Below are 21,799 nucleotides of genomic sequence, written 5' to 3'. Positions count from 1 at the left end.
CCGGTTTCAAACCATTTTTCCCTTTGGCAGAGGATCTCATCATGTCCCAAAACGTTGCTGAATTCGTCTGGAAGCGATTGTCCGAATGGGGACTGTCACGCGTCTATGGCTACCCGGGCGACGGCGTCGGAGGCCTCGACGTCGCGCTCGAGAAGGCCAAGGACTTCATGGACTATGTGCAGGTACGCCATGAGGAGATGGCTGCCTTCATGGCCTCGGCCCACGCTAAGTTCACGGGGCAGGTGGGGCTGTGCTATGCGACTTCCGGCCCAGGAGCGATCCACCTGCTCAACGGTCTCTACGATGCGAAGGCCGACCATATGCCGGTCGTCGCCATCGTCGGACAGCAGGCGCGCAGCGCGCTCGGCGCGAGTTACCAGCAGGAAGTCGACCTGCAAAATCTCTTCAAGGACGTGGTCAGCGAGTTCGTCATGACGGCCGTCGTCCCGACCCAGGTGCGCACGCTGATCGACCGCGCCGTGCGAATCGCGCATTCCAAACGCACGGTGACCTGCGTGATCATGCCCAACGATTTGCAAGAACTCGACTACGAAGAGCCTCCGATGGCGCATGGCGCCACGCACACCGGAGTCGGTTTCGCAGGCGAGGCGACCCTGCCCGGCATGGACGCGCTCAGGCGTGCGGCTGAAATCCTGAACCGCGGCAAGAAGGTGGCGATGCTCGTCGGCGCGGGCGCGCTGCACGCCACTGACGAAGTCATTGCCGTGGCCGACCGGCTGAACGCGGGCGTCGCGAAGGCCCTGCTGGGCAAGGCGGTCGTCCCGGACGACTTGCCGTATGTCACCGGATCGATCGGCCTGCTCGGCACGAAGCCGAGTTGGGATCTCATGAAGGAATGCGACACCTTTCTGATGGTGGGTTCGGCCTTTCCCTACAGCGAGTTCCTGCCCAAGCCGGGAGACGCGCGCGGCGTGCAGATCGACATCAACGGCTCGAACGTGAGCCTGCGTTATCCGATGGAGTACTCGCTCGTGGGCGACAGCAAGCAGACGCTGGCTGCCCTCCTGCCCCTGCTGGAGCAGAACACGAACACTGCGTGGCGCGAGACGGTCCAAGGCAATGTCGCGTCGTGGTGGAAGACGCTGGAAGAACGCGCGATGGAGGCCGCGACGCCCATCAACCCGCAGCGCATCTTCTGGGAGCTCTCATCGCTGCTGCCAGACGACGTCATCATGACGGGGGACAGTGGCTCGGTGGCGAACTGGTATGCGCGCGACATCAAGATGCGGCGCGGCATGATGGGCTCGCTGTCGGGCGGACTGGCCTCACTCGGGGCGGCGACGCCCTATGCAGTAGCGGCAAAGATGGCCTACCCGCATCGGCCGGTCATCGGCTTCATCGGGGACGGCGCCATGCAGATGAACGGGCTGAACGTCATGATCACCATCAGCAAGTACTGGCAGCGGTGGTCCGACCCGCGCTTGATCATCATGGTGCTCAACAACGAGGACCTAAACCAGGTCACATGGGAGGAGCGCGTGCAGCTGGGCGAAGGCAAGACACCTTCGACACAGACCATTCCCAACTTCCCGTATCACAAATACGCGGAACTGATCGGCCTGAAAGGCATCTTCTGCGACAACCCGGACGCGATCGCGTCGTGCTGGAAGCAGGCTCTTGAGGCGGACCGGCCCGTCATCATCGAGTTCAAGGCCGACCCCAACGTGCCGCCGTTGCCACCGCACATCACCCTAAAGGACGCGCGCAACTTCATGACAATGATGCGCAACGAACCCGAGCTCGGAAGCGTCCTCAAGAACAGCGCCAAGGAGCTGCTGGCGAGCGTCATTCCCGGCAAGAGCTGAAGCGATGAAAGCAGTCGCGCTTGCCGCATTGGCATCACCCGCCCGGGCCAAAAGCGGCCGTCACACCGAGGCTCCCCATGCGGAGATCGCCGAAACCCCTTCGGGGTTGATCGTGCGCTCCGCCACGCGGCTCAACCGCTCGGCTGGCACGCTGGCGGCGTCCGTGCTGCTCGACAGCGCCATGGAGCACGCCCGGGGCAACTTCCACAACAAGGCGATGTGGACGCCCATCCTCACCTCTGTGTTGTCGATTGGCGCGAGCATGCACGGCCACGTGGATCGGCGCGCGCGTCCCCACCTCGGGCGCGACCTGATTTACGGCGCGGCCGGCGTCGTGGGCGTGGTCGGTACGGCTTTTCACGTCTACAACGTGACCAAGAAAGTGGGCGGGTTGAGCTGGCAGAACGTGTTCTATTCAGCCCCGCTCGGCGCGCCAGCCGCCATGTCGCTCTCGGGGCTGATGGGCTTTCTGGGCGAGCGCGTGCGGAGCAATCCGACCGGCTCGACGCCGCGCATCGCTGGCCTCGATGCCGGCCGTGTGGTCGCGGGACTGACCAGCGCGTCGCTCCTCGGCACCACGGCCGAAGCGGGACTGCTGCACTTCAGGGGCGCATTCCACAACCCTGCGATGGCACTGCCTGTGACCATGCCGCCCGTGGCCGCCGGCCTGCTCGCGGCGGCAGCATTGGGCCGCCGCCGCGACACGCCGCGGCCGCTGTCGCGCTGGTGGCTTGCCGCGACCGGGTTGATGGGGCTGTGCGGCGTCGCCTTTCACGCCTGGGGCGTATCGCGAGGCATGGGGGGATGGAAAAACTGGCGCCAGAACGCGCTCGCCGGTCCGCCGCTGCCTGCGCCGCCCTCATTCACCGGACTCGCACTGGCGGGGCTGGCCGCACTTGCATTGCTGGCGGATGCCCACGATGACTGAAGCTTCACGGTTTCCCGGCTACCGCGTGCTCGCGAAGCGCGACACCCTTTCGTGGAACGAGCAGACCCGGCGGGCCATCGACGAACGCCTTCGCACGCCCGAGCATCCTCGCTTCTTCACCGCTCAGGAGTGGGCCGTGGCGGAGGCGCTCTGCCGCCGTGTCATGCCACAGGCTCCAGACCGGCCACCGGTGTCGCTCGTCGCATTGCTCGACGCCAAGCTGCTGCGCGATCTGGGCGAAGGCTTTCGCGAGGTCGACATGCCTGCCATGCAGGACGCCTGGCGCTGTGGACTTGCAGCGCTGGAGGTCGAAGCGAAAAACCGGCATGCAGGCCGCTCGTATCGCAGTCTCGACGATCAGGACAAGGACGCGCTGATCGATTCGATGCAGCACGGCCACCTGAAGGGCGAGCACTGGTGCGGGATGAGCGCCGAGAAGTTCTTCAAGCAACGTGTGCTGGTGGACGTGCCCGCGCTCTACTACGGTCATCCGAACGCATGGGACGAGATTGGTTTCGGCGGTCCGGCGAGCCCGCGGGGCTACGTTCGACTCGACGGCGACCGACTCGACCCCTGGGAAGCCGTCGAAGCGACGCCTGGAGGCGATCGGGACGACGCCGAGTGGATGAATCGCCATGTCGTCTGATCCGCTGAGCGCGCCGCGCGCAAAGGATGCGCGAGCGCCGGACGTCTTTCGCGAGGGCGCGTGGGTGCCGATGCGCGAATACCGGCACACCGACGAGGTGGACTTCGTCATCGTCGGCACGGGCGCCGGCGGCGGGACTCTTTCCGCCCGGCTCGCTGAACTCGGGTTCTCGGTGGTGGCCTTCGATGCGGGACCTTACTTCCGGCCACTCGAAGATTTCGCTTCTGACGAAACGGCGCAGAACAAGCTCTACTGGACCGACAGGCGCATCGTCGATGGTGCCAATCCGATCAACATGGGTGGCAACAACTCGGGCAAGGCCGTCGGTGGCTCGACGGTCCACTTCGCGATGGTGTCGCTGCGGTTCCGGCCCGAGTGGTTCAAGGCCCGCACGTCGCTCGGCTATGGCGCGGACTGGCCCATCTCATGGCAGGAGATGTGGCACTACTACGACCTCGTTGAACGGCAGCTCAACGTCGCCGGCCCGCTGAACTACCCATGGGGTCCGCCGCGCCCGCGCTATCCCTATCGCGCCCACGAACTCAACACGGCCGCCAAACTGCTTGCCAAGGGTTGCGAAGCGCTCGGCATGGCCTGGACCGAAACGCCGCTCGCGACGCTCTCGGCGCCGCACGCGGGGCCGGAGGGCCGCTCGCCGCCTTGCGTCTATCGCGGCTTCTGTCGGTTCGGCTGTTCGACGAACGCCAAGCGCTCGGCGCTCACCGTGTGGATTCCGCGCGCACTCGCGGCAGGCGCCGAGGTTCGCGACCTCGCGATGGTCGGGCGCATCGAGACGGGCCCCCACGGCCGTGCCGTCGGGGTGCACTTCCACCGCGAGGGCCGGTGGCATTTCCAGCGCGCCCGGAATGTCGTGGTCGCCGGTTACGCGATCGAGACACCTCGACTGCTGCTCAACTCCGCAAACGACCGCTTTCCCGATGGCCTGGCGAATCGCTCCGGACTGGTCGGCAAGAACCTGATGACCCAGTCGAACCAGGCCGTCTGGGGGCGCATGGAGCAGGAGGTCCGCTCGTACAAGGGACCGCCGAGCCTCGCGATCACAGAGCATTGGAACTACGACGACCGCAAGGATTTCCATGGCGGCTATTGCTGGATGGGCCAGGGGCCACTGCCGATCGAGTGGGTGTCGATGCTGACCGCTGCGCGCGGGCTGTGGGGCGAGAGACTGCGCACCGCGATGCTCGACTACAACCACATGATCGGCGTGAAGATGGTCGGCGAAATGCTGCCCGACGAAGCCAATCGCGTGACTCTTGCCGACGAGACGGACCCGTACGGGTTGCGCGTCCCCAGGATCACCTATACGTGGGGCGCGAACGACAAGGCCCTGATCGCGCATGCGCTGGACCAGATGACTCGCTCAATCGAGGTGATCGGCGCAGCCGATATTTTTCGCCAGGAGGACGACACCTGCCACCTCGGCGGCACCGCGCGCATGGGAACCGATCCCCACCAGAGCGTGGTGAACGCGGATTGCCGCAGTTGGGACATCCTGAACCTCTGGATATGCGACGGCTCCGTCTTCCCAACGGTCGGGGGAGTCAACCCGTCCCTGACGATCCAGGCCCTCGCCCTCAGAACTGCGGACAGGATCAAGAAGCTGGCCGCCGCCCGTGAACTCTGATGGAGGCCCAATGACCATCGAACCCCTTACTGCCATGCGCGCCGAGATCGGCGAATCGCCGACTTGGGTCGCTCATCAACGAGCGCTCTATTGGGTGGACGTCAAGGCGCCGGCGCTTCATCGACTCGACATCGATACCGGCGCGCTGCGAAGCTGGCAGGTGACCAGCGACCTGGGCGCGTTTGCGCTCTTGCCGGATGGCGCCGCGCTCGTCGCCTTGCGCCAGGGCCTGCACCGCCTGGACCTCGAAAGCGGGAGCCTCGAACTCCTGACGCCTCCGCCCTACGATCCGACGCTCTTTCGCTTCAACGAAGGCGCATGCGACCTGAATGGGCGCTTCTGGGTGGGCGTGATGTTCGACCCGCTCGACGCCGATGCCTCGCCGCGGCCGGGCCGACTGCACAGCTATACGCTGCAAGGCGGGTTGCGCGAGGAGCCCGACGCCTCCGAACTGCACAACGGCATGGCATGGAGCGCGGACTGGCGCACCTTCTTCGTCTCGCACACCTATGCCGGAGAGATTTTCGCCTTCGACTTCGAGCCACAGGACGGGCGCCTGTCCAACCGCAGACTGTTCGCGACCATACCCAAGGCGCACGGCATCCCGGACGGCGCGGCGATCGACGTCGAAGGCGGCTATTGGTGCGCGCTTCATGGCGGCAACAAGCTGCGGCGGTTCAACCAGGACGGGTCGCCCGATCGAGACCTCACGCTCCCGGTCAGCCAGCCGACTATGTGCGCGTTCGCTGGCGATGACCTCACGACGATGTATGTCAGCAGCGCTTCTTCCGCGATGAGCCCGGAGCAAAAACAACGCGAGCCGATGGCTGGCGCCCTGATGCGCGTGAATCCCGGCGCGCGTGGCATCGCCCGTCTGTTTGCAGTGCGTTGACGATGACGCCCCCGTGTATCGCCCGCCATCGGTTCGCGCTTCGGACGGCAAGCCAGAGTGTCGGGCCATGACCCTGCCGCTCGAAGACCTCGCGATGATCGGCGATGGCGAGACCGTGGCGTTGGTCTCGCGCCTGGGCTCGATCGACTGGATGTGCCTGCCCCGGTTCGACTCGCCCGCCTGTTGCGCGGCGTTGCTGGGAACGAGCCAGCACGGGCGGTGGTCCATCGCACCCGAAGATCCGATCGAACAAGGCGTGCATCGCTATCAGCGCGACACCATGATCCTGGAGACCGATCTCACCTCGGCCACGGGCACCATTCGCCTGACCGACTTCATGCCGATGCGGGACGGGGCTCCGGCCTTGGTGCGGATCGTCACCGGCGTCTCGGGCAGTGTCCGTGCTCGGCTGGACGCCGCTTTTCGATTCGATTACGGCAACATGCCGCCCTGGACGGAGACGACGAACGGCCACGCGGTCATGCGCGTCGGACCCGACAAGCTGGTCCTGCATGGCCCGACCGAATTCACCGTGGAGGACTACGCTGTCGTTTCCCATTTCGTTGTCGACACGGGCAGTCGGCACGTCTTCGTGCTGCGCTATGGCGCATCGCATGAGCCGGAGCCGGGTCCTGTCGACCCAGAGGCGGCGCTCATTGCGACACAGGCGTTCTGGCGCGACTGGATTGCGCGCTTCGACCGACCCGTCGAATACGCCGATGCCGTACGCCGGTCGCTGCTGACCCTCAAGGCCCTGATCCACCGCCCGACCGGGGGCCTCATCGCGGCGCCCACCACCTCACTGCCGGAACGGCCGGGCGGGACACTGAATTGGGACTACCGATTCTGCTGGCTGCGAGACGCGAGCTTCGCGCTCAACGCATTGGTTGGCTGCGGCTTTCTCGACGAAGCTGCCGCGTGGCGCGACTGGATCCTGCGGGCAGTGGCTGGGGCGCCTGACAAGATGCAGATCGTCTATCGCGTGGATGGCTCGCGTCGGCTCGATGAGTCCGAACTGGAATGGCTTCCCGGCTACCGGTACGCGCGGCCGGTGCGCATCGGCAATGCGGCGGCCAGTCAGCTGCAGCTGGACGTCTGGGGTGAATTGCTGCGGACGCTGCACGACGCCGAAGACGCTGGCCTCGAACGCAACGAACAGGGACGCCACCTTGAACTCGCGATCGTCCGGCATGTGGAGCGTATCTGGGTCGAACCCGATCAGGGTCTATGGGAAAGTCGTGGTGAGGCACGCCACTACACCTATTCCAAGGTCATGGCCTGGGTGGTCCTGCAGCGGTTCCTGAGTGGCAAGGGCGGTGACGAATGTTCAACTCATGAGCGCGAGCGCCTGCACGCCTTGCGCGACCACATCCATGCGGTGATCTGTGCGGAAGCCTTCGACCAAGGCCTGCAATCCTTCACCAGTTTCTTCGGCGGTCAATCGGTCGACGCGTCGCTGTTGCTCTTGCCGATCGTCGGTTTTCTCCCGGCCGATGAGCCGCGCATGGCCGCCACCATCGCATTGATCGAGCAGCGACTCACAGTCGACGGGCTGGTGCTGCGAAACCTGTCTGAGTTCCAAATTCCGCAGGGAGCTTTCCTGGCGTGCTCGTTCTGGCTGGCCGAATGCCAGATCCGGCAGGGTCGCCACGAGGATGCCCGAAGGACCATCGAGCGCGTGCTGGCATTGCGCAGTCCGCTTGGCCTCCTGTCAGAGGAATACGACGTGGCTAGCAAACGCTTGGCCGGCAACTATCCCCAAACACTCAGTCATCTCGCATTGATCCATTGCGTTCTTGCGCTGCGTCGCGTCGACCTGGATCAGACCTCTGCAAGCAGACCCCATGATCAATGAAGCGTCGCCAGGTACGCGACGGTCGCGTCCAACTCGGACGAGTTGAGCCCCACGACCGGCATTTCGCTTCCAGGCTTCACGCTCTGCGTTTGGGCAATCCAGCGTCGCAGCGATGGGGCCCCATTGGGCAATGCGCCAGCTGCGATGGTCTCTCGCGTCATGAGGTGAGTGAGGTCGGGACCCACTGCGCCGCGTGCTGCGGTGCCTCGAACCGCATGGCAACCTGCGCAGTTGTCCATGAATATGCGGGCGCCCGCGATGCTCTGCTGCTCGGGTGCACTTGCCGGGCGGCGTTGCGAGTCGAGCCAACGATCGAAATCGGCAGCAGAATCGACGTTGACGAAGAGTGCCATGTGCGCATGCTGCAGCCCGCAGTATTCGCCGCATTGGCCGCGGTATCGACCCACCTGATCGCCCTGCATCCACGTCACGTTCGTCTGACCAGGTATGGCGTCCATCTTTCCACCGAGGGCGGGCACCCAGAACGAATGAATGACGTCGCTGCTTGAAAGACGCACCCGCACGGGCTCTCCGACCGGAATGTGAATCTCGTTGGCGGTCGTAAGCAGCACCTGCCCATTCGCATCGAGATACCGCACACGCCACCAGAACTGGTAGCCATGGATCTCGATGACCACCCGCGGCGTGGTGGTGGGTGCGGCGACGGCGCTCAAGGTGAAGAGTGTCCAGACTGCGCAACCGAACAGGGCCAGGACGGAAATGCCTGTCCCTACCGCGATCCAGGTCAGCCCCGCTTTTTCGTGCAGCGGCATCCTGGCTTGCCCGCCGTCCTGCTCCGAATTCTCTTCGCTGCGCAGCCGCTTGCGAAAGATCGCCAGCGTCAGCAGCACCGAAATGATGACCACGACCGCTATCGAGACGAGGGCGAGGCCCCAGCCGAGTCGCGTGATCGGATCGGCGGCGGGCCCGGCCGTGTGAAAGTAGGCCAGCGGAGCGACGGCGTCATTCATTTGGGAACCCCTTCGTCGTCGGTCTGCAACTCACGGCTTCTCGGCGGCGATCTGGGCACGTTCCTGCCCCACCTTCCGCGAGGTGACGGGCGGGGCGTCGTTGCCCCAGGAGCGCCTCACAAAGCTCGCGACCTCCGCGATCTCGCGGTCATCGAATCGGTCGGCGAACCCTGGCATGGGCTCGACCGGCGGCATGTCGGCAGCCTGGTGCGGCTTGGCGCCGCTCAGGATGATGTGAATGACCGAGGATGGGTCCTCGGCGCGCACTACACCGCTGCCCGCGAGCGCCGGCGCCTTGGCAGGGTTGCCCGCTCCACTCGCTTGATGACACTTGGCGCAAAAATTGTTGAAGAGCCCGGCGCCCGGTACTCGAACGTCGCCGCTGTCGAGCCACTCGACGGTACGGTTCGCGCGGGAAGGCGGCAGGAATGACGTGGCCGGGCGCTGCGGCGGCAGCGACTTCAAATAGTTCGCGACGCTCGCGAGATCGGCGTCATCGAAGTGTTGCGTGCTGTCGCTGACCACTTGCTTCATGGGTCCGAATGCCATGGACCGGCCCCCGTGGCCGGTTTTCAGAAACTGCACGATCTGACTTTCACTCCAGCCGCCAAGGCCGCTGATCGGGTCACCCGTGAGATTCGGCGCCAGCCAGTGATCCGTGATGCCGCCGGTCAGGTAGTGGCTCGATGTCTGCGAATAGCCGCGCTCCTGATACGCGAGCCCGCGCGGGGTGTGGCATGAGCCGCAGTGACCCAGGCCTTGGACGAGGTACGCGCCGCGGTTCCATTGGGCGCTTCGCGCGCCGTCGTCGCCGTAGGCGCCCTTTTCGAGAAAGAACCAATTCCATACGGCCAGTCCCCAGCGTTGATCGAAGGGGAAGGTGAGGGCGGTCTTTGGCGGCGTTCGGTGCACAGGCGCTACGCCGTGCATGAAATAGCCGTAGAGCGCCGCGACGTCTTCGCTCGACATCTTCGCGAACGACACATATGGCATCGCCGGATACAGATGGTGGCGAGGTGATTCGCCCGATCGCACGGCCCGGTCGAAGTCTTGCAGGGAATAGGACCCGATGCCGGTTTCGGGATCGGGTGTGATGTTGGTCGAATAAATCGTGCCGAGCGGCGAATGCAACGGCAGACCGCCGCTGAAAGCGGGTTCGCCCGGCACCGAATGGCATGCCGCACAATCCCCCAGGCGCGCGAGGTAGGCACCGCGAGTGACCAGATCGGCGTCGACCGAGCCTGTCGCCGGCATGCCTTGCGCAAGCGCTGCAGCGCCCGCCTGTGTCCAAACGACCAACAGGGCGATCCGCGCCAGGAGAAGGCAAGTCGCGGCTGTCATGCGCGTTGCATCCTGCGATCGCTGCTCGCAAGCCACGCGACGAACAGCAGGCAAAGCGCCAGCAAGTCCACCGCGGCGGTGACCGACCACATGAGAATGCCGGCGACCTGTTGATCCTGGACAGGGGTCCAAGGGCTCCAGGCCGGGGCAACCGCATGCACGACGTACAACACACCTGGCGCGAAGATGAGGATTGCCGCCAGCATTGCGTTCTCCATCGCGAATGTGATGAGAAAGACCATGATCGCGCCGGCCGACAGTCGTCCCGCCTGCGGGCCGCCGATCACCACGCGCCAGAACAGAATGGACGTCAGGAAGAACGACAGATGCTCCAGCGCGTGCGCCGTCGGGTGCGAGAACGCCAATGCATAGGGCTTCGGCAGGTGCCAGAACCAGAGTGAGGCACTGACAAGCAGCCACGCGGTCAGGGGTGCGCGGATCATTTCAGTCAATGGACGCAATGCCCGGCTGCGCAACCACCAGGCGCCGAGCGCGTGTCGCCGCCCACGAGGCAAGGCCCACAGCGCGACCACCGCGGGCCGTCCCAGCACGAGGAGCGGCGGCGCGACCATCATGAGCATCAAATGCTGCGCCATGTGCGCACTGAAAAGTTCATCGCCCCATGCGTCGAGCGGCGAGAGCAGTGCCAGCACAAGGACGACGATGCCCGTCGAGAAGCTGAGCGCGCGCATGTGCGCATGCCTGGGCAGCCGACGCTCGCGCGACTGGCGGATCAGTCCGGCGACGTAGATGGCGGCAATGGCGGTCAGCAACAGACATACGACAGGCTCCGGCTCCCACCCCCGTGGCAGCATGCGGGCCCCCCCAATGGCAACGTCGGCGGCGACTGTCATGGCCCGCAGCTCGGTACCCAGAAGATACCAATGCTCGTGAACAGCAGGACGATAGCGAACAGGCCGCTGACCATGACCCCGCACAAGGCCATGAAGCGCGCTCGTCCGGTGCCCGCCTGGATGGTCGTGCGCGGATGGACGTTGCTTTGCGAGCGCGTGGCTTTCCAGTTTCCCCATGCGATGCCACAGCCCACGAAAAGGAGGAGCCACAGCACGGCAGAAACCAGGCCGACGATCGTGCGCAAGTTCTCCCAAAGGGGCGCAGCAAGAGCCCTGTCGGTCGGGTAGCAGGCATATGCCGCGAACCCGTAGCCGATGAGTACCTGCAGCGACCATGCGGTCGGCGCAATGACCATGCCGGCGAACAGCCGTACCGCCCCCGGTCGAGACCGGCTGGGTCGCGGCATCTCAAGTTCCGGGTCGTGGGTCGCGCGCTCGGCCATGACGTGCTCAGCTAAGGCGAGGGCTGAGGTAGAGCGTGGCGTAGACCGCCAGCCAGACGAGATCGACGAAATGCCAGTACACGATGCCCACCGAAACTTCCAGGTGCCATCCCTGCGCGAAGCGTCCGGTCAAGTTCCAGAACAGCAGCGCAGAGAGCATGAGCAGGCCGACGATCACGTGCGCGCCATGGAATCCGGTGATGACGAAATAGAGCGAGCTGTAGGGGCTGCTGGAAAGACCAAACGGCCGGGTCGCCCACTCACGGCCTTGGATGGCGATGAAGATAATGCCGACCACGATGGTCGCGCCCAGTCCGATCGAGAGCCCGCGCGTGTTGCCCATCGCAATTCGGCGCTCGCCCCACCACGCGAGCCCGCTGCTCGACAGCAGCAAAACCGTGCCAATCGATGCGTTCGTCAAATCCGGCGGCCCGTTTGGCAGCCACGTGCCGGTGCTTTGCGACGCCAGATAAAAATAGCTGAAGAAAAGATAAGCAAACAACGACCCTTCGGTGAGGATCAGGAACGCCATGCCCCACCATGCAGTCGACTCCCATCGCGAACCCCGGATGGGCAGCGGGCGTTGAAGGAGCATCGCGCTATCCATGAGCACCTCGTGCGTGTGCGTCCCGCTTCGCCGGCCAAAGCCATACGGCCAGGGTCAACCCCAAGCCGAGCGTTCCGAGCGCGGCAGTGAATGCCGAATGCATTAGCAGCCCGAGGAATGCCAGCCCCAAGGTCAGCGCGGTGAACAGCGGGGTCAGCGAATCTCCTGGCATGTGCAGGATCACGTCAGGCACCGCGTCGAGCATGGTGGATCCGAGAGTCTCCCGGCCATGGTTCAGCAGTGCACCTTCTTCGATCGAAGAGCGTCCCGCGGTCTCTTCCATTCGCCCCTCCCAAAGCGGGTGCCGGCTGGCGATGATGGGGATTACCGCAAAGTTGTAGGGGGGCGGCGGAGACGGAACTGCCCACTCGAGACTGGCACCATCCCAGGGATTCGGCCCCGCCTTCGGCCCCTTGAAATAGCTGGTCACGACATCGACCACGAATAGAGCGACACCGGCCGCGAAGACGAAAGAGCCCAGTGAGGTCACCATGTTCACCGTGTTCCATCCCATCTCCGGGCCGTAGGTGTAGACGCGGCGTGGCATCCCGAGCAAACCAGAGATGTGCATTGGAAAGAAGCCCAGGTTGAACCCGATGAACATGGTCCAGAACACCCACCGGCCGAGCCGCTCGCTCAGCAGGCGGCCAGTGAACTTTGGGAACCAGTAATAGATGCCTCCGACGACCGGAAAGACGTTGATTCCAAGCAGCACGTAGTGAAGGTGGGCAACCACGAAATAGGTGTCGGTCAGCTGCCAGTCGAGCGGCACGGCCGCTGTCATGAAGCCGGAGACGCCGCCCACGACGAACAGGAACACGAACCCCGCGAAGAACAGGAACGGCGTCTTGAAGACCGGGCGGCCGTACCAGATCGTCGCTATCCACGCGAAGACCGCCACCGCGCTCGGGATGGCGATCACCATGCTGGCCGAGCCAAAAAACGACAATGACAATGGCGGCAAGCCGGTGGCGAACATGTGGTGCACCCACACGCCAAAGCCCAGGATCATGGTGGAGATGGTCGACAGGGCGACCGCGGTGTAACCCACCAATGGACGACGGCAGAAGGTCGGCAGCCCGTCCGAGACGATGCCCATGGCTGGCAGAACAAGCGCGTAGACCCACGGGTGCCCGAACATCCAGAAGAGGTGCTGCCAGAGCAGCGGCTTGCCGCCGTCGGTGAAGTCGAAGAAGTGCGTATTGAACTGGCGGTCGAGCCAGAGCATCAGGAAGGCCAGCGATACGGCAGGTACCGCGAGCAGATTGCCGACCGAAGCGGTGAGCGTGCCCCATACCAGGATGGGCACGCGATTGATCGACATCCCCGGGGCCCGGGTGCGAAACAGCGACACCACGAAATTGACCGAGCCCACCGTCGTCGAGAGTCCGAGGAAGATCATGCCCAGTGCGTAGACATCGATGTTGGGTCCCGGGTTGTACGTGCGGGATGCGTATGGCACGTAGTTGAACCAGCCCGCATTGGGCGCTTCGCCCAGAGGGAACGACGCGTACAGAAACACGCCAGCAAGAAGAAAGATCCAATACGACACCGCGTTCAGCCGAGGAAACGCCATGTCCCGGGAGCCGAGGAGCAGCGGCCAGAGGAAGTTGCTGAAACCCGAGAGCACGGGCAGCGAATACAGAAAGATCATCGTGATGCCATGCATCGTGAACAGTTGGTTGTACTGTTCAGGTGTCAGCAAGGTCTCGTTCGGCCGGGCGAGTTGCAGGCGCATGACGAGCGCCTCGACGCCGCCAGCGAGCAGGAAGAGGAATGCCGTCACGAGGTAGCGTTTGCCGATCTCCTTGTGGTCGACCGAACCGAGCCAGCCAATCCAGCCGGGGCTGGTCTCCCAAATCGCGCGAAGCGCTTCTGCCTGGGCGGACTGCGGCTCCACCTTGCCGATGATCGGCGTTCGAACCAATGAACCCGGAGATGCGTGCATGCCGATTGCTCCATCAGTCCGCGATCACGACAGGCAAACGAGGACGGTGAGATTCGACCCAGAAGCTGTGAATTCGATGTAGGACTTCACCGAGTTCCAAAGCGGGCATCGACGAATAGTGCGTTGGTGGGGAATCAATACATCATGTTATGACCTAATGGATTCCGCAACCTAAGCATCGCCGGAACCAATGCCATGGCATATTCACCCGCTTTCACGACGTCTGAACTTTCGTCAGATCCCGCCCAGCTATGCGGCACGCCACGCCGCAGCTACTACAGCGGTGCGGACCTGAAGAGGGCGAAGACCATCGAGGACTTGCGCGCGCGCACGCACAGGCGCATGCCGCGTTTCGTTTTGGAGTACCTCGAAAGCGGCGCCGAGGAAGAGGCCACGCTTCGCCGCGAGCTGGAAGCATTCTCCGAATGGCGTTTTGTCCCGCCCACCCTTGTCGATGTGGCGCATTGCAGTGCGGAGCGCGACGTTGCGGGGAGGCCGGCTGCGCTGCCGCTGCTGATTGCGCCAACAGGTCTGAACGGCCTTTTCATGCATGGCGCTGACGTCGCACTCGCGCAAGGTGCCGCACGCGTGGGCGTTCCCTTCATCCAGAGCACCATGTCGAACGACAGCATGGACGAGGTCGCCAAGGTTGCGGGTTTGCGGCACTGGTGGCAGCTGTACGTGTTCGGCGGCGACGAAGTCTGGCAGGAGTTGCTCCGGCGTGCGGACGCCTGCGGGTGTGAAGCGCTCGTGCTCACCACCAATGCGCAGATCTATGGCAACCGCGAGTGGGATGAGCGCACGCGCGCGACCCGCTCGCGTCCATCGGCCGCTGCGATCTTCGATGCCGCCTTGCATCCGCACTGGCTCGCATCGACGCTGCTCACGCACGGCATGCCCGTGTTCGCAAACGTGATCGACTTCGTCCCGAAGGATCAGCGCGGCTTCTTCCAGAGCGCGTTCTGGATCCGCGACCAGATGTCCCGCTCGCTATCGTGGGAGACAGTAGAGAAGATCCGTTCGCGCTGGCGCAAGCTGTTCTTCATCAAGGGAGTCTTGCATCCGGATGACGTTCGGCGTGCGTGCGACAGCGGCGTCGACGGCATCATGCTCGGCACTCACGGCGGCAGGCAACTCGACTGGGCCGTTTCCGCTCTCGACGTGCTGCCCGTTGCGCGCGGCATCGCCGGCAATCGCGTCTTGCTCTTCATGTCCGGAGGCATCCGGCGCGGCACCGACATCGTCAAGGCGCTCGCACTGGGAGCGGATGCCGTGCTTGCAGGGCGTGCGCCTCTTTATGGGCTCTGCGCGGGTGGCGCGGACGGGGTGGCTCGCGCCCTCGACATCCTTCGGGACGAAACGATGAATGCATTGGGCCAGCTTGGCGCGCCGAGCATCGATCAGCTCGACCCTCAAGCGCTCGTGCGAACGAAGGAGCTCCCGTGGAAGATGTCACGGTCTGACCTGACCGTAAGGCGATGACATGGGGCGTCCGCGTTGCCCAGAGAGGGTCAGAGCGGCTGGGCTGACGAGGAAGGAGTTACAAAGGACACGTGGGACGCGCCAGGGAAGATTCCTCGCGTGCCTTCCGGATGTCGCGTGTATTTGCGGATACACCCGAGGCAACCATTGCGAGCTCTCTCCAAGCAAAGCGGGCGCGGCCTGCCGCCGACCACCACGACGAAAGTGGCAGGGGGCAAGCCGCCCAGGTGGACGCCCTCGCGAAGTGACCACGGGGGCCGAACTACGGCTGCGATCGCCAGGGCATGCTGCGCAGCCGTTCGCGATTTTCTTCTTCGTCGAAATGCACGATCGACGGTTTGATCAGATCGCTGCGCGACACGATGCCGACAAGCGACATCGAGGCCGCATCGGAGACGACCGGAAGCCGCTCGAGCCGATAGCGGGCCATCCGCGTGGCGACCGTGCGGCAATTCTCGCCGGGCAGCGCGAAGTGCAGCACTGAGCCTTCGCAGGCGCTGCCCACCGTCGCGCCGGGCGTGCGAAGAGCACGCGCCAGCATCCCGCAATCAACAATGCCCCTTAGCGCGCCGCCGCTCAGCACGGGGAAAGCCCGGTGTGCCTGTCCCTGGCCGAAATAGACAAGGAGCGCGAGAAGAAGGAGCTCGACGATCGACATTCGACGGGGGAGGTCATCCGCCTGCGTGAGGAACTGTGCGACGAAACCCTCTCGCCCCCCAGAAAGTACAGCAGATTGCGTCGAACCGCGGCTACGACGTTTCCGGGGCCAGCGCCGATCAGGAACTTGTAGCACCTTAGGGCAAATTGACACTGCCAGCCCTTCGGTGAAGAATGAATTCGACTTTCTCAATTCCCGGCCCGGCGTTCTTGCGGCAGCCCAAGATGGAGGAGACCTGTGGAACACCCGAATGTGCCTTTTACAAAAGCACAGGAGCTGCGCAGCTTCCTGTTCCTCTCCGTGGTCATGGCGCCAGTGCTGGCGGGCATCATCGTCGCGGGCTACGGCTTTCTTGTCTGGATGTACCAGCTTCTCCTTGCGGGGCCGCCCGGCAGCCGAGGTTGACGCAGCATCTCGCGCAGCACACCAGTCACCTGTCAAAAGGAAGCCAACGTGTCCGAGGAAGTACACATCAGCAGTCTGGTCGTGCATGCCACGCCGAAACGCTTGCGACGTGTCGAGGACGCGATCGCGCTGATGCCCGGCGCACGGGTGTACGGCAGTTCGCCCAACGGCAAGCTGGTCGTCACGCTCGATGCCGACAGCGCCGACGCGATGCTTTCCCGAGTGAACGCGATCCAGCGCACCGAAGGCGTCCTTTCCGCCGCGCTGGTGTACCAGTACGCGGACACAGTAGAAGCGATGAACGAGGAGATCCCCGATGCCCATTGACAGGAGGGACTTCATCCGCCAGACCGCGGCGGCGACCGCGGGCGCGGTGGCTGGCATTCCCCTGACAGGTATCGCGCAGGCGGTCGCTCCCGACGCTGCCGGCCTCAAGTGGTCCAAGGCGCCGTGCCGCTTCTGCGGCACCGGTTGCGGCGTGACGGTGGCGGTCAAGGACAACCGCGTGGTCGCCACCCACGGCGACCCTGAAGCCGAGGTCAATCGCGGCCTCAACTGCGTCAAGGGCTACTTCCTTTCCAAGATCATGTACGGCGACGATCGCCTGCTGACGCCCTTGCTGCGCATGAAGAACGGCCACTACGCGAAGGACGGCGAATTCACGCGCGTCTCGTGGGACCAGGCCTTCGACGTGATGGCCGCGCAGTTCAAGCGTGTGCTCAAGGAGAAGGGCCCGACGGCAGTGGGTATGTTCGGCTCGGGCCAATGGACCATCTGGGAGGGCTATGCCGGGCTCAAGCTCATGAAGGCCGGCTTTCGCTCGAACAACCTCGACCCCAACGCCCGGCACTGCATGGCGTCGGCGGCAGTGGGCTTCATGCGGACCTTCGGGGCCGACGAGCCCATGGGCGTCTACGACGACATCGAGGCGGCCGATGCCTTCGTGCTGTGGGGTTCGAACATGGCCGAGATGCATCCCATCCTGTGGACCCGCGTGACTGACCGGCGGCTGAGCGGGCGCAACGTCCAGGTGGCGGTGCTGTCGACCTTCGAGCACCGCTCCTACGAGCTGGCGGACATCGAGCTGACCTTCACGCCGCAAACCGACCTGGCGATCCTCAACTACATCGCCAACCATATCATCACGACGAACCGCGTGAACCGCGACTTCGTAGACAAGCACACCTCGTTCCGGCTCGGCAACGCTGACATTGGCTACGGGCTGCGGCCGGAGCATCCGCTGCAGAAGGCGGCCAAGAACGCCGGCGACGCAGGCGGCTCCAAGCCGATGACTTTCGACGAGTTCGCGAAGTTCGTCTCCACCTACGACCTCGACTACACCGCCAGGCTCAGCGGCGTGCCGCGCAACCGCCTGCAGGCGCTGGCCGAGATGTACGCTGACCCGAGGGTCAAGGTGATGTCTTTCTGGACCATGGGGTTCAACCAGCATACGCGCGGTGTGTGGTGCAACAACATGGTCTACAACATCCATCTGCTCACCGGCAAGATCGCGACACCGGGCAACAGTCCCTTCTCGCTGACCGGCCAGCCATCGGCCTGCGGCACCGCGCGCGAGGTCGGCACCTTCTCTCACCGGCTGCCGGCCGACATGGTGGTGACCAATCCGAAGCACCGGGCCGAGGCGGAGCACATCTGGAAGCTGCCCGAAGGCACCATCCCTGACAAGCCCGGCTTCCACGCGGTGCTGCAGAACCGCATGCTGAAGGACGGCAAGCTCAACGCCTACTGGGTGATGGTCAACAACAACATGCAGGCGGCGGCCAATCTGAAGGAGGAAGGCTACCCGGGCTACCGGAACCCCGACAACTTCATCGTGGTGTCGGATGTCTACCCGACCGTGACCGCGCTGAGTGCCGACCTGATCCTGCCGGCAGCGATGTGGGTCGAGAAAGAGGGCGCCTACGGCAATGCCGAACGTCGCACGCAGTTCTGGCACCAGCTGGTCAGCGCGCCCGGCGAAGCGCGGTCCGACCTCTGGCAGTTGATGGAGTTCTCCAAGCGCTTCACGGTCGAGGAAGTGTGGCCCGAGGAACTGATCGCCAAGAAGCCCGAGCTTCGGGGCAAGACCTTGTTCGACGTGCTCTTCCGCAACGGGCAGGTCGACAAGTTCCCGAACTCTATGATCGAGGCTGGCTACGACAACGACGAGGCAAAGGCTTTCGGCTTTTACGCGCAGAAGGGCCTGTTCGAGGAGTACGCCGCCTTCGGACGCGGCCATGGCCACGACCTCGCGCCCTTCGAGACCTATCACCAGGTCCGCGGCCTGCGATGGCCCGTGGTGAACGGCAAGGAAACCTTGTGGCGCTACCGCGAAGGCTCGGACCCCTACGTCAAGGCCGGCACCGGATTCCAGTTCTATGGCCACCCGGACGGCAAGGCGCTGATCTTCGCGCTCCCCTACGAGCCGCCGCCGGAGTCGCCCGACAAGGACTTTCCGTTCTGGCTGTCGACCGGCCGTGTGCTGGAGCACTGGCACTCGGGCTCAATGACGCGACGTGTGCCCGAACTGCACAAGGCGGTGCCCAACGCCGTGTGCTACATGCATCCGGAAGACGCGCGGGCCCTGGGCGTGCGGCGCGGCATCGAGGTGGAGATCAGTTCGCGGCGCGGGAGCATGCGCACGCGGGTGGAGACGCGGGGCCGCAACAAGCCGCCGCGCGGGCTGGTGTTCGTGCCGTGGTTCGATGCGAGCCAGTTGATCAACAAGGTCACGCTGGATGCGACCGATCCCATTTCCTTCCAGACGGACTTCAAGAAGTGCGCGGTGAAGATCGTCAGGGTCTGAGCCGTCCAGAGACACCGGCATGACCCCACGCAAGCTCCTCCCGCTGCTCGGCCTCCTGGCCGCCTTCGCGTGGGCTCAGTCGGGTGGCCTGGTGGACCCGGCGCGCGGCCCGGTGCCGGTGCCTGACCCCACGGAGCCGCCGCGCCTGGGCAACGCGATCAACGACGACGTGCGGCGCCCACGCAGTTACGAGATGCAGCCGCCGACGATCCCGCATCGCGTCGACGGCTACCAGATCGACAAGAACTTCAACAAGTGCCTCGATTGCCATGCGCGCACCCGCACGGATTTCTCGCAGGCGATTCCCGTGAGTCCCACGCACTACATCGACCGCAGCGGCAAGGTGCTGCCGCAGATCTCGACGCGGCGCTATTTCTGCATGCAGTGCCACGTGGCGCAGGACCCGGTCCAGCCGCTGGTGGGCAACGGCTTCGAGAATGCCGACACGATCGCGAAGCGGGCCGCCGAGCCTACGCGGGCCGACAAGAAGTAGCCGCGGGAACACCACACCATGATGAAACTCCTGAAGCGCTACTGGGCCATCATCCGCCGGCCGAGCGTGCATTTCAGCCTGGGTTTCCTGACGCTGGGCGGCTTCATCGGCGGCATCGTCTTCTGGGGCGCATTCAACACGGCGATGGAGTTGACCAACACCGAGGCGTTCTGCACCGGCTGCCACGAGATGCGCGACAACGTGTTCGCCGAGCTCAAGCCCACCATCCACTACACCAATCGATCCGGGGTGCGCGCAATCTGTTCCGACTGCCACGTGCCGCACAACTGGACCGACAAGATGGCGCGCAAGATGCAGGCCTCCAAGGAGGTGTGGGGCAAGATATTCGGCAGCATCTCGACGCAGGAGAAGTTTCGGGAGGAACGTCTTCGGCTGGCCCAGAACGAGTGGGCGCGCTTCAAGGCCAACGACTCGCTGGAATGCCGCAATTGCCACAACTACGAGTCCATGGACTTCACGCGCCAGAGCGTGCGCGCTCAGAGCATGCACACGACCTTCTTGGCGAACAAGGAGAAGACCTGCATCGACTGCCACAAGGGCATCGCCCACAGGCTGCCCCACATCCCGCCGGGCCAGGCACCGACCGACACGCCGGGCCAGGTCGTTCCCAAGGAAGGCGACGAGGCCATGGCGCCCGCTGGCGGGGCGCCGGGCGGCGCCAAAACGGGTGGCTGAGATCTTGCACGACGGTCTTCGCGTTCGCGACCTGGCATGCGCGCGCGGCGGACGGCGCGTGTTCGCCGGCCTCACCTTCGACGCTGCGCCCGGCGACGTGGTGCAGGTGCGCGGATCGAACGGCAGCGGTAAGAGCAGCCTGCTGCGCTTGCTGTGCGGCCTCCTGCAGCCGATCGATGGCGGCGTGCACTGGCGCAGCCGGCGCGTCGGCGCACACGACGCCGGCTTTGCCAGCGAGGTGGCCTACATGGGGCATGCGGTCGGCATGAGCGGCGAACTCACGGTGTTCGAAAATCTGCGCTTCTCGCTGCACGTCGCCGGCAGCGCGAGCGGCGATGCCGCATGCCACGATGTGCTGCAACGACTGCAACTCGCGGACCGCGAGCACGAGGCGCTCCGCCATCTATCGCAGGGCCAGCAGCGTCGCTTGAGCCTGGCGCGCGTGCTCCTGAGCCAGCGGCCGTTGTGGCTGCTCGACGAGCCGTGCGCTGGCCTGGACGCCGAAGGTGAACGCATCTTCGACGCCTCCCTGTCCGATCACGCCCGCCGCGGTGGCATGGCCGTGGTGACGACCCATCGCGACATTGGCCACGACGGCCCTTGCGCGCGCACGCTGGACATGAACAGGCTGAGCGATGCTGACTGCCGCCCTTCCGATCATCGGGCGTGAAGTCCGCACGGCGTCGCGCCGGCCGATGGACGCGCTCAGCGCGCTGCTGTTTTTCATCGTCGTGGGCAGCGTCTTCCCCCTGGCCGTCGGGCCCGATGCGGCACTGCTGGCGGCCATCGGTCCCGGTGTGGTGTGGGTCGCTGCGCTGCTGGCCGTGATGATCTCGTTGCATCGGCTCTTCCTGCCCGACCTGGAGGACGGCGCGCTCGAACAGTTGCTGCTGTCGCCGCGTTCGCTCACGGGCATCGTCTACGCAAAGATCGCGGCACATTGGCTCATCACCTGCCTGCCGCTGGTCGCCGTTGCGCCGTTGATGGGGTTGCAGTTCGGGCTGCCGGCACAGGCGATCGGCGTGCTGCTGCTGTCGCTGCTGCTGGGCACACCGACGCTGGTGCTGCTGGGCGCGCTGGGTGCCGCGCTTACGCTCGGCCTGCGCGGCAACGTGCTGCTGGCGCTGATCGTGCTGCCGCTGTGCGTGCCGGTCCTGATCTTCGGTAGCGGTGCGGTCGCGGCCAGCAACCAGGGGCTGCCGGTGAACCCGCACCTGTCGCTCCTCGGCGCCTGCCTGCTGGTGGCAGCATGCCTGTGTCCCTGGGCGGCGAGCGCGGCCCTGCGCCTGGCGGTCGAATGAGC

General features: G+C 64.8%; 21 protein-coding genes. 14 read left to right on the top strand and 7 right to left on the bottom strand.

The window, feature by feature from the left end; all coding sequences use genetic code 11:
* The first annotated feature begins 41 nt into the window (after window positions 1-41).
* The 6 genes from AC1DMA_RS19990 to AC1DMA_RS19965 all read left to right on the top strand — a co-directional run bounded on the left by AC1DMA_RS19990 (window position 42) and on the right by AC1DMA_RS19965 (window position 7,792).
* The gene (locus AC1DMA_RS19990) at window positions 42-1,826 is read left to right on the top strand and encodes a thiamine pyrophosphate-requiring protein (RefSeq protein ID WP_478145298.1); all 1,785 of its coding nucleotides are present in this window, start codon (window positions 42-44) and stop codon (window positions 1,824-1,826) included.
* Between the two features lie 4 nt (window positions 1,827-1,830).
* Window positions 1,831-2,754 carry a hypothetical protein gene (locus AC1DMA_RS19985; protein ID WP_478145297.1) on the top strand — a complete coding sequence of 308 codons (924 nt, stop codon included), beginning with the start codon at window positions 1,831-1,833 and terminating at the stop codon, window positions 2,752-2,754.
* A complete protein-coding gene (locus AC1DMA_RS19980) occupies window positions 2,747-3,400 on the top strand; it encodes a gluconate 2-dehydrogenase subunit 3 family protein (protein WP_478126193.1) in 654 nt (217 codons plus the stop codon). The genes AC1DMA_RS19985 and AC1DMA_RS19980 overlap by 8 nt, the downstream gene beginning before the upstream one ends.
* On the top strand, window positions 3,390-5,045 hold the full coding sequence (locus AC1DMA_RS19975; protein ID WP_478126194.1) for a GMC family oxidoreductase: 1,656 nt from the start codon (window positions 3,390-3,392) through the stop codon (window positions 5,043-5,045). The genes AC1DMA_RS19980 and AC1DMA_RS19975 overlap by 11 nt, the downstream gene beginning before the upstream one ends.
* A 10-nt stretch (window positions 5,046-5,055) precedes the next feature.
* Window positions 5,056-5,937 carry an SMP-30/gluconolactonase/LRE family protein gene (locus AC1DMA_RS19970; protein ID WP_478126195.1) on the top strand — a complete coding sequence of 294 codons (882 nt, stop codon included), beginning with the start codon at window positions 5,056-5,058 and terminating at the stop codon, window positions 5,935-5,937.
* Between the two features lie 67 nt (window positions 5,938-6,004).
* On the top strand, window positions 6,005-7,792 hold the full coding sequence (locus tag AC1DMA_RS19965; protein ID WP_478126196.1) for a glycoside hydrolase family 15 protein: 1,788 nt from the start codon (window positions 6,005-6,007) through the stop codon (window positions 7,790-7,792).
* On the opposite strand, the gene coxB is transcribed toward AC1DMA_RS19965, so the two are convergent.
* From coxB to ctaD, 6 genes are all read right to left on the bottom strand, one after another.
* Window positions 7,786-8,763 (bottom strand): cytochrome c oxidase subunit II, encoded by a 978-nt coding sequence (gene coxB, locus AC1DMA_RS19960; RefSeq protein WP_478145296.1) that lies wholly within the window; start codon window positions 8,761-8,763, stop codon window positions 7,786-7,788. The two genes, AC1DMA_RS19965 and coxB, sit on opposite strands and share 7 nt — an antisense overlap.
* Window positions 8,764-8,793: 30 nt before the next feature.
* The gene (locus AC1DMA_RS19955) at window positions 8,794-10,104 is read right to left on the bottom strand and encodes a c-type cytochrome (protein ID WP_478145295.1); all 1,311 of its coding nucleotides are present in this window, start codon (window positions 10,102-10,104) and stop codon (window positions 8,794-8,796) included.
* Complete coding sequence (locus tag AC1DMA_RS19950; protein WP_478126199.1) at window positions 10,101-10,958, bottom strand: cytochrome c oxidase assembly protein; 858 nt, start codon at window positions 10,956-10,958, stop codon at window positions 10,101-10,103. Before AC1DMA_RS19950 ends, AC1DMA_RS19955 begins: the two co-directional genes overlap by 4 nt.
* Window positions 10,955-11,401, bottom strand: coding sequence for a hypothetical protein (locus tag AC1DMA_RS19945; protein WP_478126200.1), 447 nt, complete (start codon window positions 11,399-11,401; stop codon window positions 10,955-10,957). The genes AC1DMA_RS19950 and AC1DMA_RS19945 overlap by 4 nt, the downstream gene beginning before the upstream one ends.
* 7 nt (window positions 11,402-11,408) lie before the next feature.
* Complete coding sequence (locus AC1DMA_RS19940) at window positions 11,409-11,933, bottom strand: cytochrome c oxidase subunit 3 (protein ID WP_478126201.1); 525 nt, start codon at window positions 11,931-11,933, stop codon at window positions 11,409-11,411.
* A gap of 67 nt (window positions 11,934-12,000) precedes the next feature.
* Entirely contained in the window at window positions 12,001-13,956 is a 1,956-nt protein-coding gene (ctaD, locus tag AC1DMA_RS19935) for a cytochrome c oxidase subunit I (RefSeq protein ID WP_478145294.1), read from the bottom strand.
* A 195-nt stretch (window positions 13,957-14,151) separates the two neighbouring features.
* Between ctaD and AC1DMA_RS19930 the strand changes: the two genes are divergently transcribed.
* Window positions 14,152-15,438: an alpha-hydroxy acid oxidase gene (locus AC1DMA_RS19930; RefSeq protein ID WP_478126203.1), complete on the top strand. Its 1,287-nt coding sequence runs from the start codon at window positions 14,152-14,154 to the stop codon at window positions 15,436-15,438.
* 262 nt (window positions 15,439-15,700) lie between these two features.
* Here the strand turns inward: AC1DMA_RS19930 and AC1DMA_RS19925 are convergent, their stop codons facing one another.
* Window positions 15,701-16,096: a CBS domain-containing protein gene (locus tag AC1DMA_RS19925; protein ID WP_478126204.1), complete on the bottom strand. Its 396-nt coding sequence runs from the start codon at window positions 16,094-16,096 to the stop codon at window positions 15,701-15,703.
* 237 nt (window positions 16,097-16,333) lie between these two features.
* On the opposite strand from AC1DMA_RS19925, the gene napE reads away from it, so the two are divergent.
* Genes napE through ccmB form a run of 7 tightly spaced genes read left to right on the top strand, consistent with a single transcriptional unit; the run spans window position 16,334 to window position 21,797 of the window.
* On the top strand, window positions 16,334-16,501 hold the full coding sequence (gene napE / locus AC1DMA_RS19920) for a periplasmic nitrate reductase, NapE protein (protein WP_478145293.1): 168 nt from the start codon (window positions 16,334-16,336) through the stop codon (window positions 16,499-16,501).
* A 48-nt stretch (window positions 16,502-16,549) separates the two neighbouring features.
* Window positions 16,550-16,828: a chaperone NapD gene (locus AC1DMA_RS19915; RefSeq protein WP_478126206.1), complete on the top strand. Its 279-nt coding sequence runs from the start codon at window positions 16,550-16,552 to the stop codon at window positions 16,826-16,828.
* Window positions 16,818-19,307, top strand: a complete 2,490-nt coding sequence (gene napA, locus AC1DMA_RS19910; protein ID WP_478145292.1) for a periplasmic nitrate reductase subunit alpha — start codon at window positions 16,818-16,820, stop codon at window positions 19,305-19,307. Before AC1DMA_RS19915 ends, napA begins: the two co-directional genes overlap by 11 nt.
* A gap of 19 nt (window positions 19,308-19,326) precedes the next feature.
* Window positions 19,327-19,800 (top strand): nitrate reductase cytochrome c-type subunit, encoded by a 474-nt coding sequence (locus AC1DMA_RS19905; protein ID WP_478126208.1) that lies wholly within the window; start codon window positions 19,327-19,329, stop codon window positions 19,798-19,800.
* Between the two features lie 18 nt (window positions 19,801-19,818).
* Entirely contained in the window at window positions 19,819-20,496 is a 678-nt protein-coding gene (locus AC1DMA_RS19900) for a cytochrome c3 family protein (RefSeq protein ID WP_478126209.1), read from the top strand.
* Window positions 20,489-21,166 (top strand): cytochrome c biogenesis heme-transporting ATPase CcmA, encoded by a 678-nt coding sequence (ccmA, locus tag AC1DMA_RS19895; protein ID WP_478126210.1) that lies wholly within the window; start codon window positions 20,489-20,491, stop codon window positions 21,164-21,166. Before AC1DMA_RS19900 ends, ccmA begins: the two co-directional genes overlap by 8 nt.
* Window positions 21,132-21,797 (top strand): heme exporter protein CcmB, encoded by a 666-nt coding sequence (ccmB, locus tag AC1DMA_RS19890; RefSeq protein ID WP_478126211.1) that lies wholly within the window; start codon window positions 21,132-21,134, stop codon window positions 21,795-21,797. The genes ccmA and ccmB overlap by 35 nt, the downstream gene beginning before the upstream one ends.
* Window positions 21,798-21,799 lie beyond the last annotated feature (2 nt).

It is taken from the genome of Variovorax sp. 05N34 (assembly GCF_056397405.1).
The sequence above is the reverse complement of the archived record's forward strand: the minus strand, read 5'-3'. Positions and strand labels throughout refer to the sequence as shown.

What these genes read in the sequence shown, in the direction of transcription:
- AC1DMA_RS19985 (WP_478145297.1), top strand. Translation starts at nt 1,831, where the DNA reads ATGAAAGCAGTCGCGCTTGCCGCATTGGCATCACCCGCCCGGGCCAAA.
- AC1DMA_RS19975 (WP_478126194.1), top strand. Translation starts at nt 3,390, where the DNA reads ATGTCGTCTGATCCGCTGAGCGCGCCGCGCGCAAAGGATGCGCGAGCG.
- AC1DMA_RS19965 (WP_478126196.1), top strand. Translation starts at nt 6,005, where the DNA reads ATGACCCTGCCGCTCGAAGACCTCGCGATGATCGGCGATGGCGAGACC.
- AC1DMA_RS19990 (WP_478145298.1), top strand. Translation starts at nt 42, where the DNA reads ATGTCCCAAAACGTTGCTGAATTCGTCTGGAAGCGATTGTCCGAATGG.
- napA (WP_478145292.1), top strand. Translation starts at nt 16,818, where the DNA reads ATGCCCATTGACAGGAGGGACTTCATCCGCCAGACCGCGGCGGCGACC.
- AC1DMA_RS19980 (WP_478126193.1), top strand. Translation starts at nt 2,747, where the DNA reads ATGACTGAAGCTTCACGGTTTCCCGGCTACCGCGTGCTCGCGAAGCGC.
- ctaD (WP_478145294.1), bottom strand. Translation starts at nt 13,956, where the DNA reads ATGCACGCATCTCCGGGTTCATTGGTTCGAACGCCGATCATCGGCAAG.
- AC1DMA_RS19900 (WP_478126209.1), top strand. Translation starts at nt 19,819, where the DNA reads ATGATGAAACTCCTGAAGCGCTACTGGGCCATCATCCGCCGGCCGAGC.
- AC1DMA_RS19930 (WP_478126203.1), top strand. Translation starts at nt 14,152, where the DNA reads ATGGCATATTCACCCGCTTTCACGACGTCTGAACTTTCGTCAGATCCC.
- AC1DMA_RS19925 (WP_478126204.1), bottom strand. Translation starts at nt 16,096, where the DNA reads ATGTCGATCGTCGAGCTCCTTCTTCTCGCGCTCCTTGTCTATTTCGGC.
- AC1DMA_RS19945 (WP_478126200.1), bottom strand. Translation starts at nt 11,401, where the DNA reads ATGGCCGAGCGCGCGACCCACGACCCGGAACTTGAGATGCCGCGACCC.
- AC1DMA_RS19950 (WP_478126199.1), bottom strand. Translation starts at nt 10,958, where the DNA reads ATGACAGTCGCCGCCGACGTTGCCATTGGGGGGGCCCGCATGCTGCCA.
- AC1DMA_RS19905 (WP_478126208.1), top strand. Translation starts at nt 19,327, where the DNA reads ATGACCCCACGCAAGCTCCTCCCGCTGCTCGGCCTCCTGGCCGCCTTC.
- ccmB (WP_478126211.1), top strand. Translation starts at nt 21,132, where the DNA reads ATGCTGACTGCCGCCCTTCCGATCATCGGGCGTGAAGTCCGCACGGCG.
- AC1DMA_RS19955 (WP_478145295.1), bottom strand. Translation starts at nt 10,104, where the DNA reads ATGACAGCCGCGACTTGCCTTCTCCTGGCGCGGATCGCCCTGTTGGTC.
- AC1DMA_RS19970 (WP_478126195.1), top strand. Translation starts at nt 5,056, where the DNA reads ATGACCATCGAACCCCTTACTGCCATGCGCGCCGAGATCGGCGAATCG.
- coxB (WP_478145296.1), bottom strand. Translation starts at nt 8,763, where the DNA reads ATGAATGACGCCGTCGCTCCGCTGGCCTACTTTCACACGGCCGGGCCC.
- AC1DMA_RS19940 (WP_478126201.1), bottom strand. Translation starts at nt 11,933, where the DNA reads ATGGCGTTCCTGATCCTCACCGAAGGGTCGTTGTTTGCTTATCTTTTC.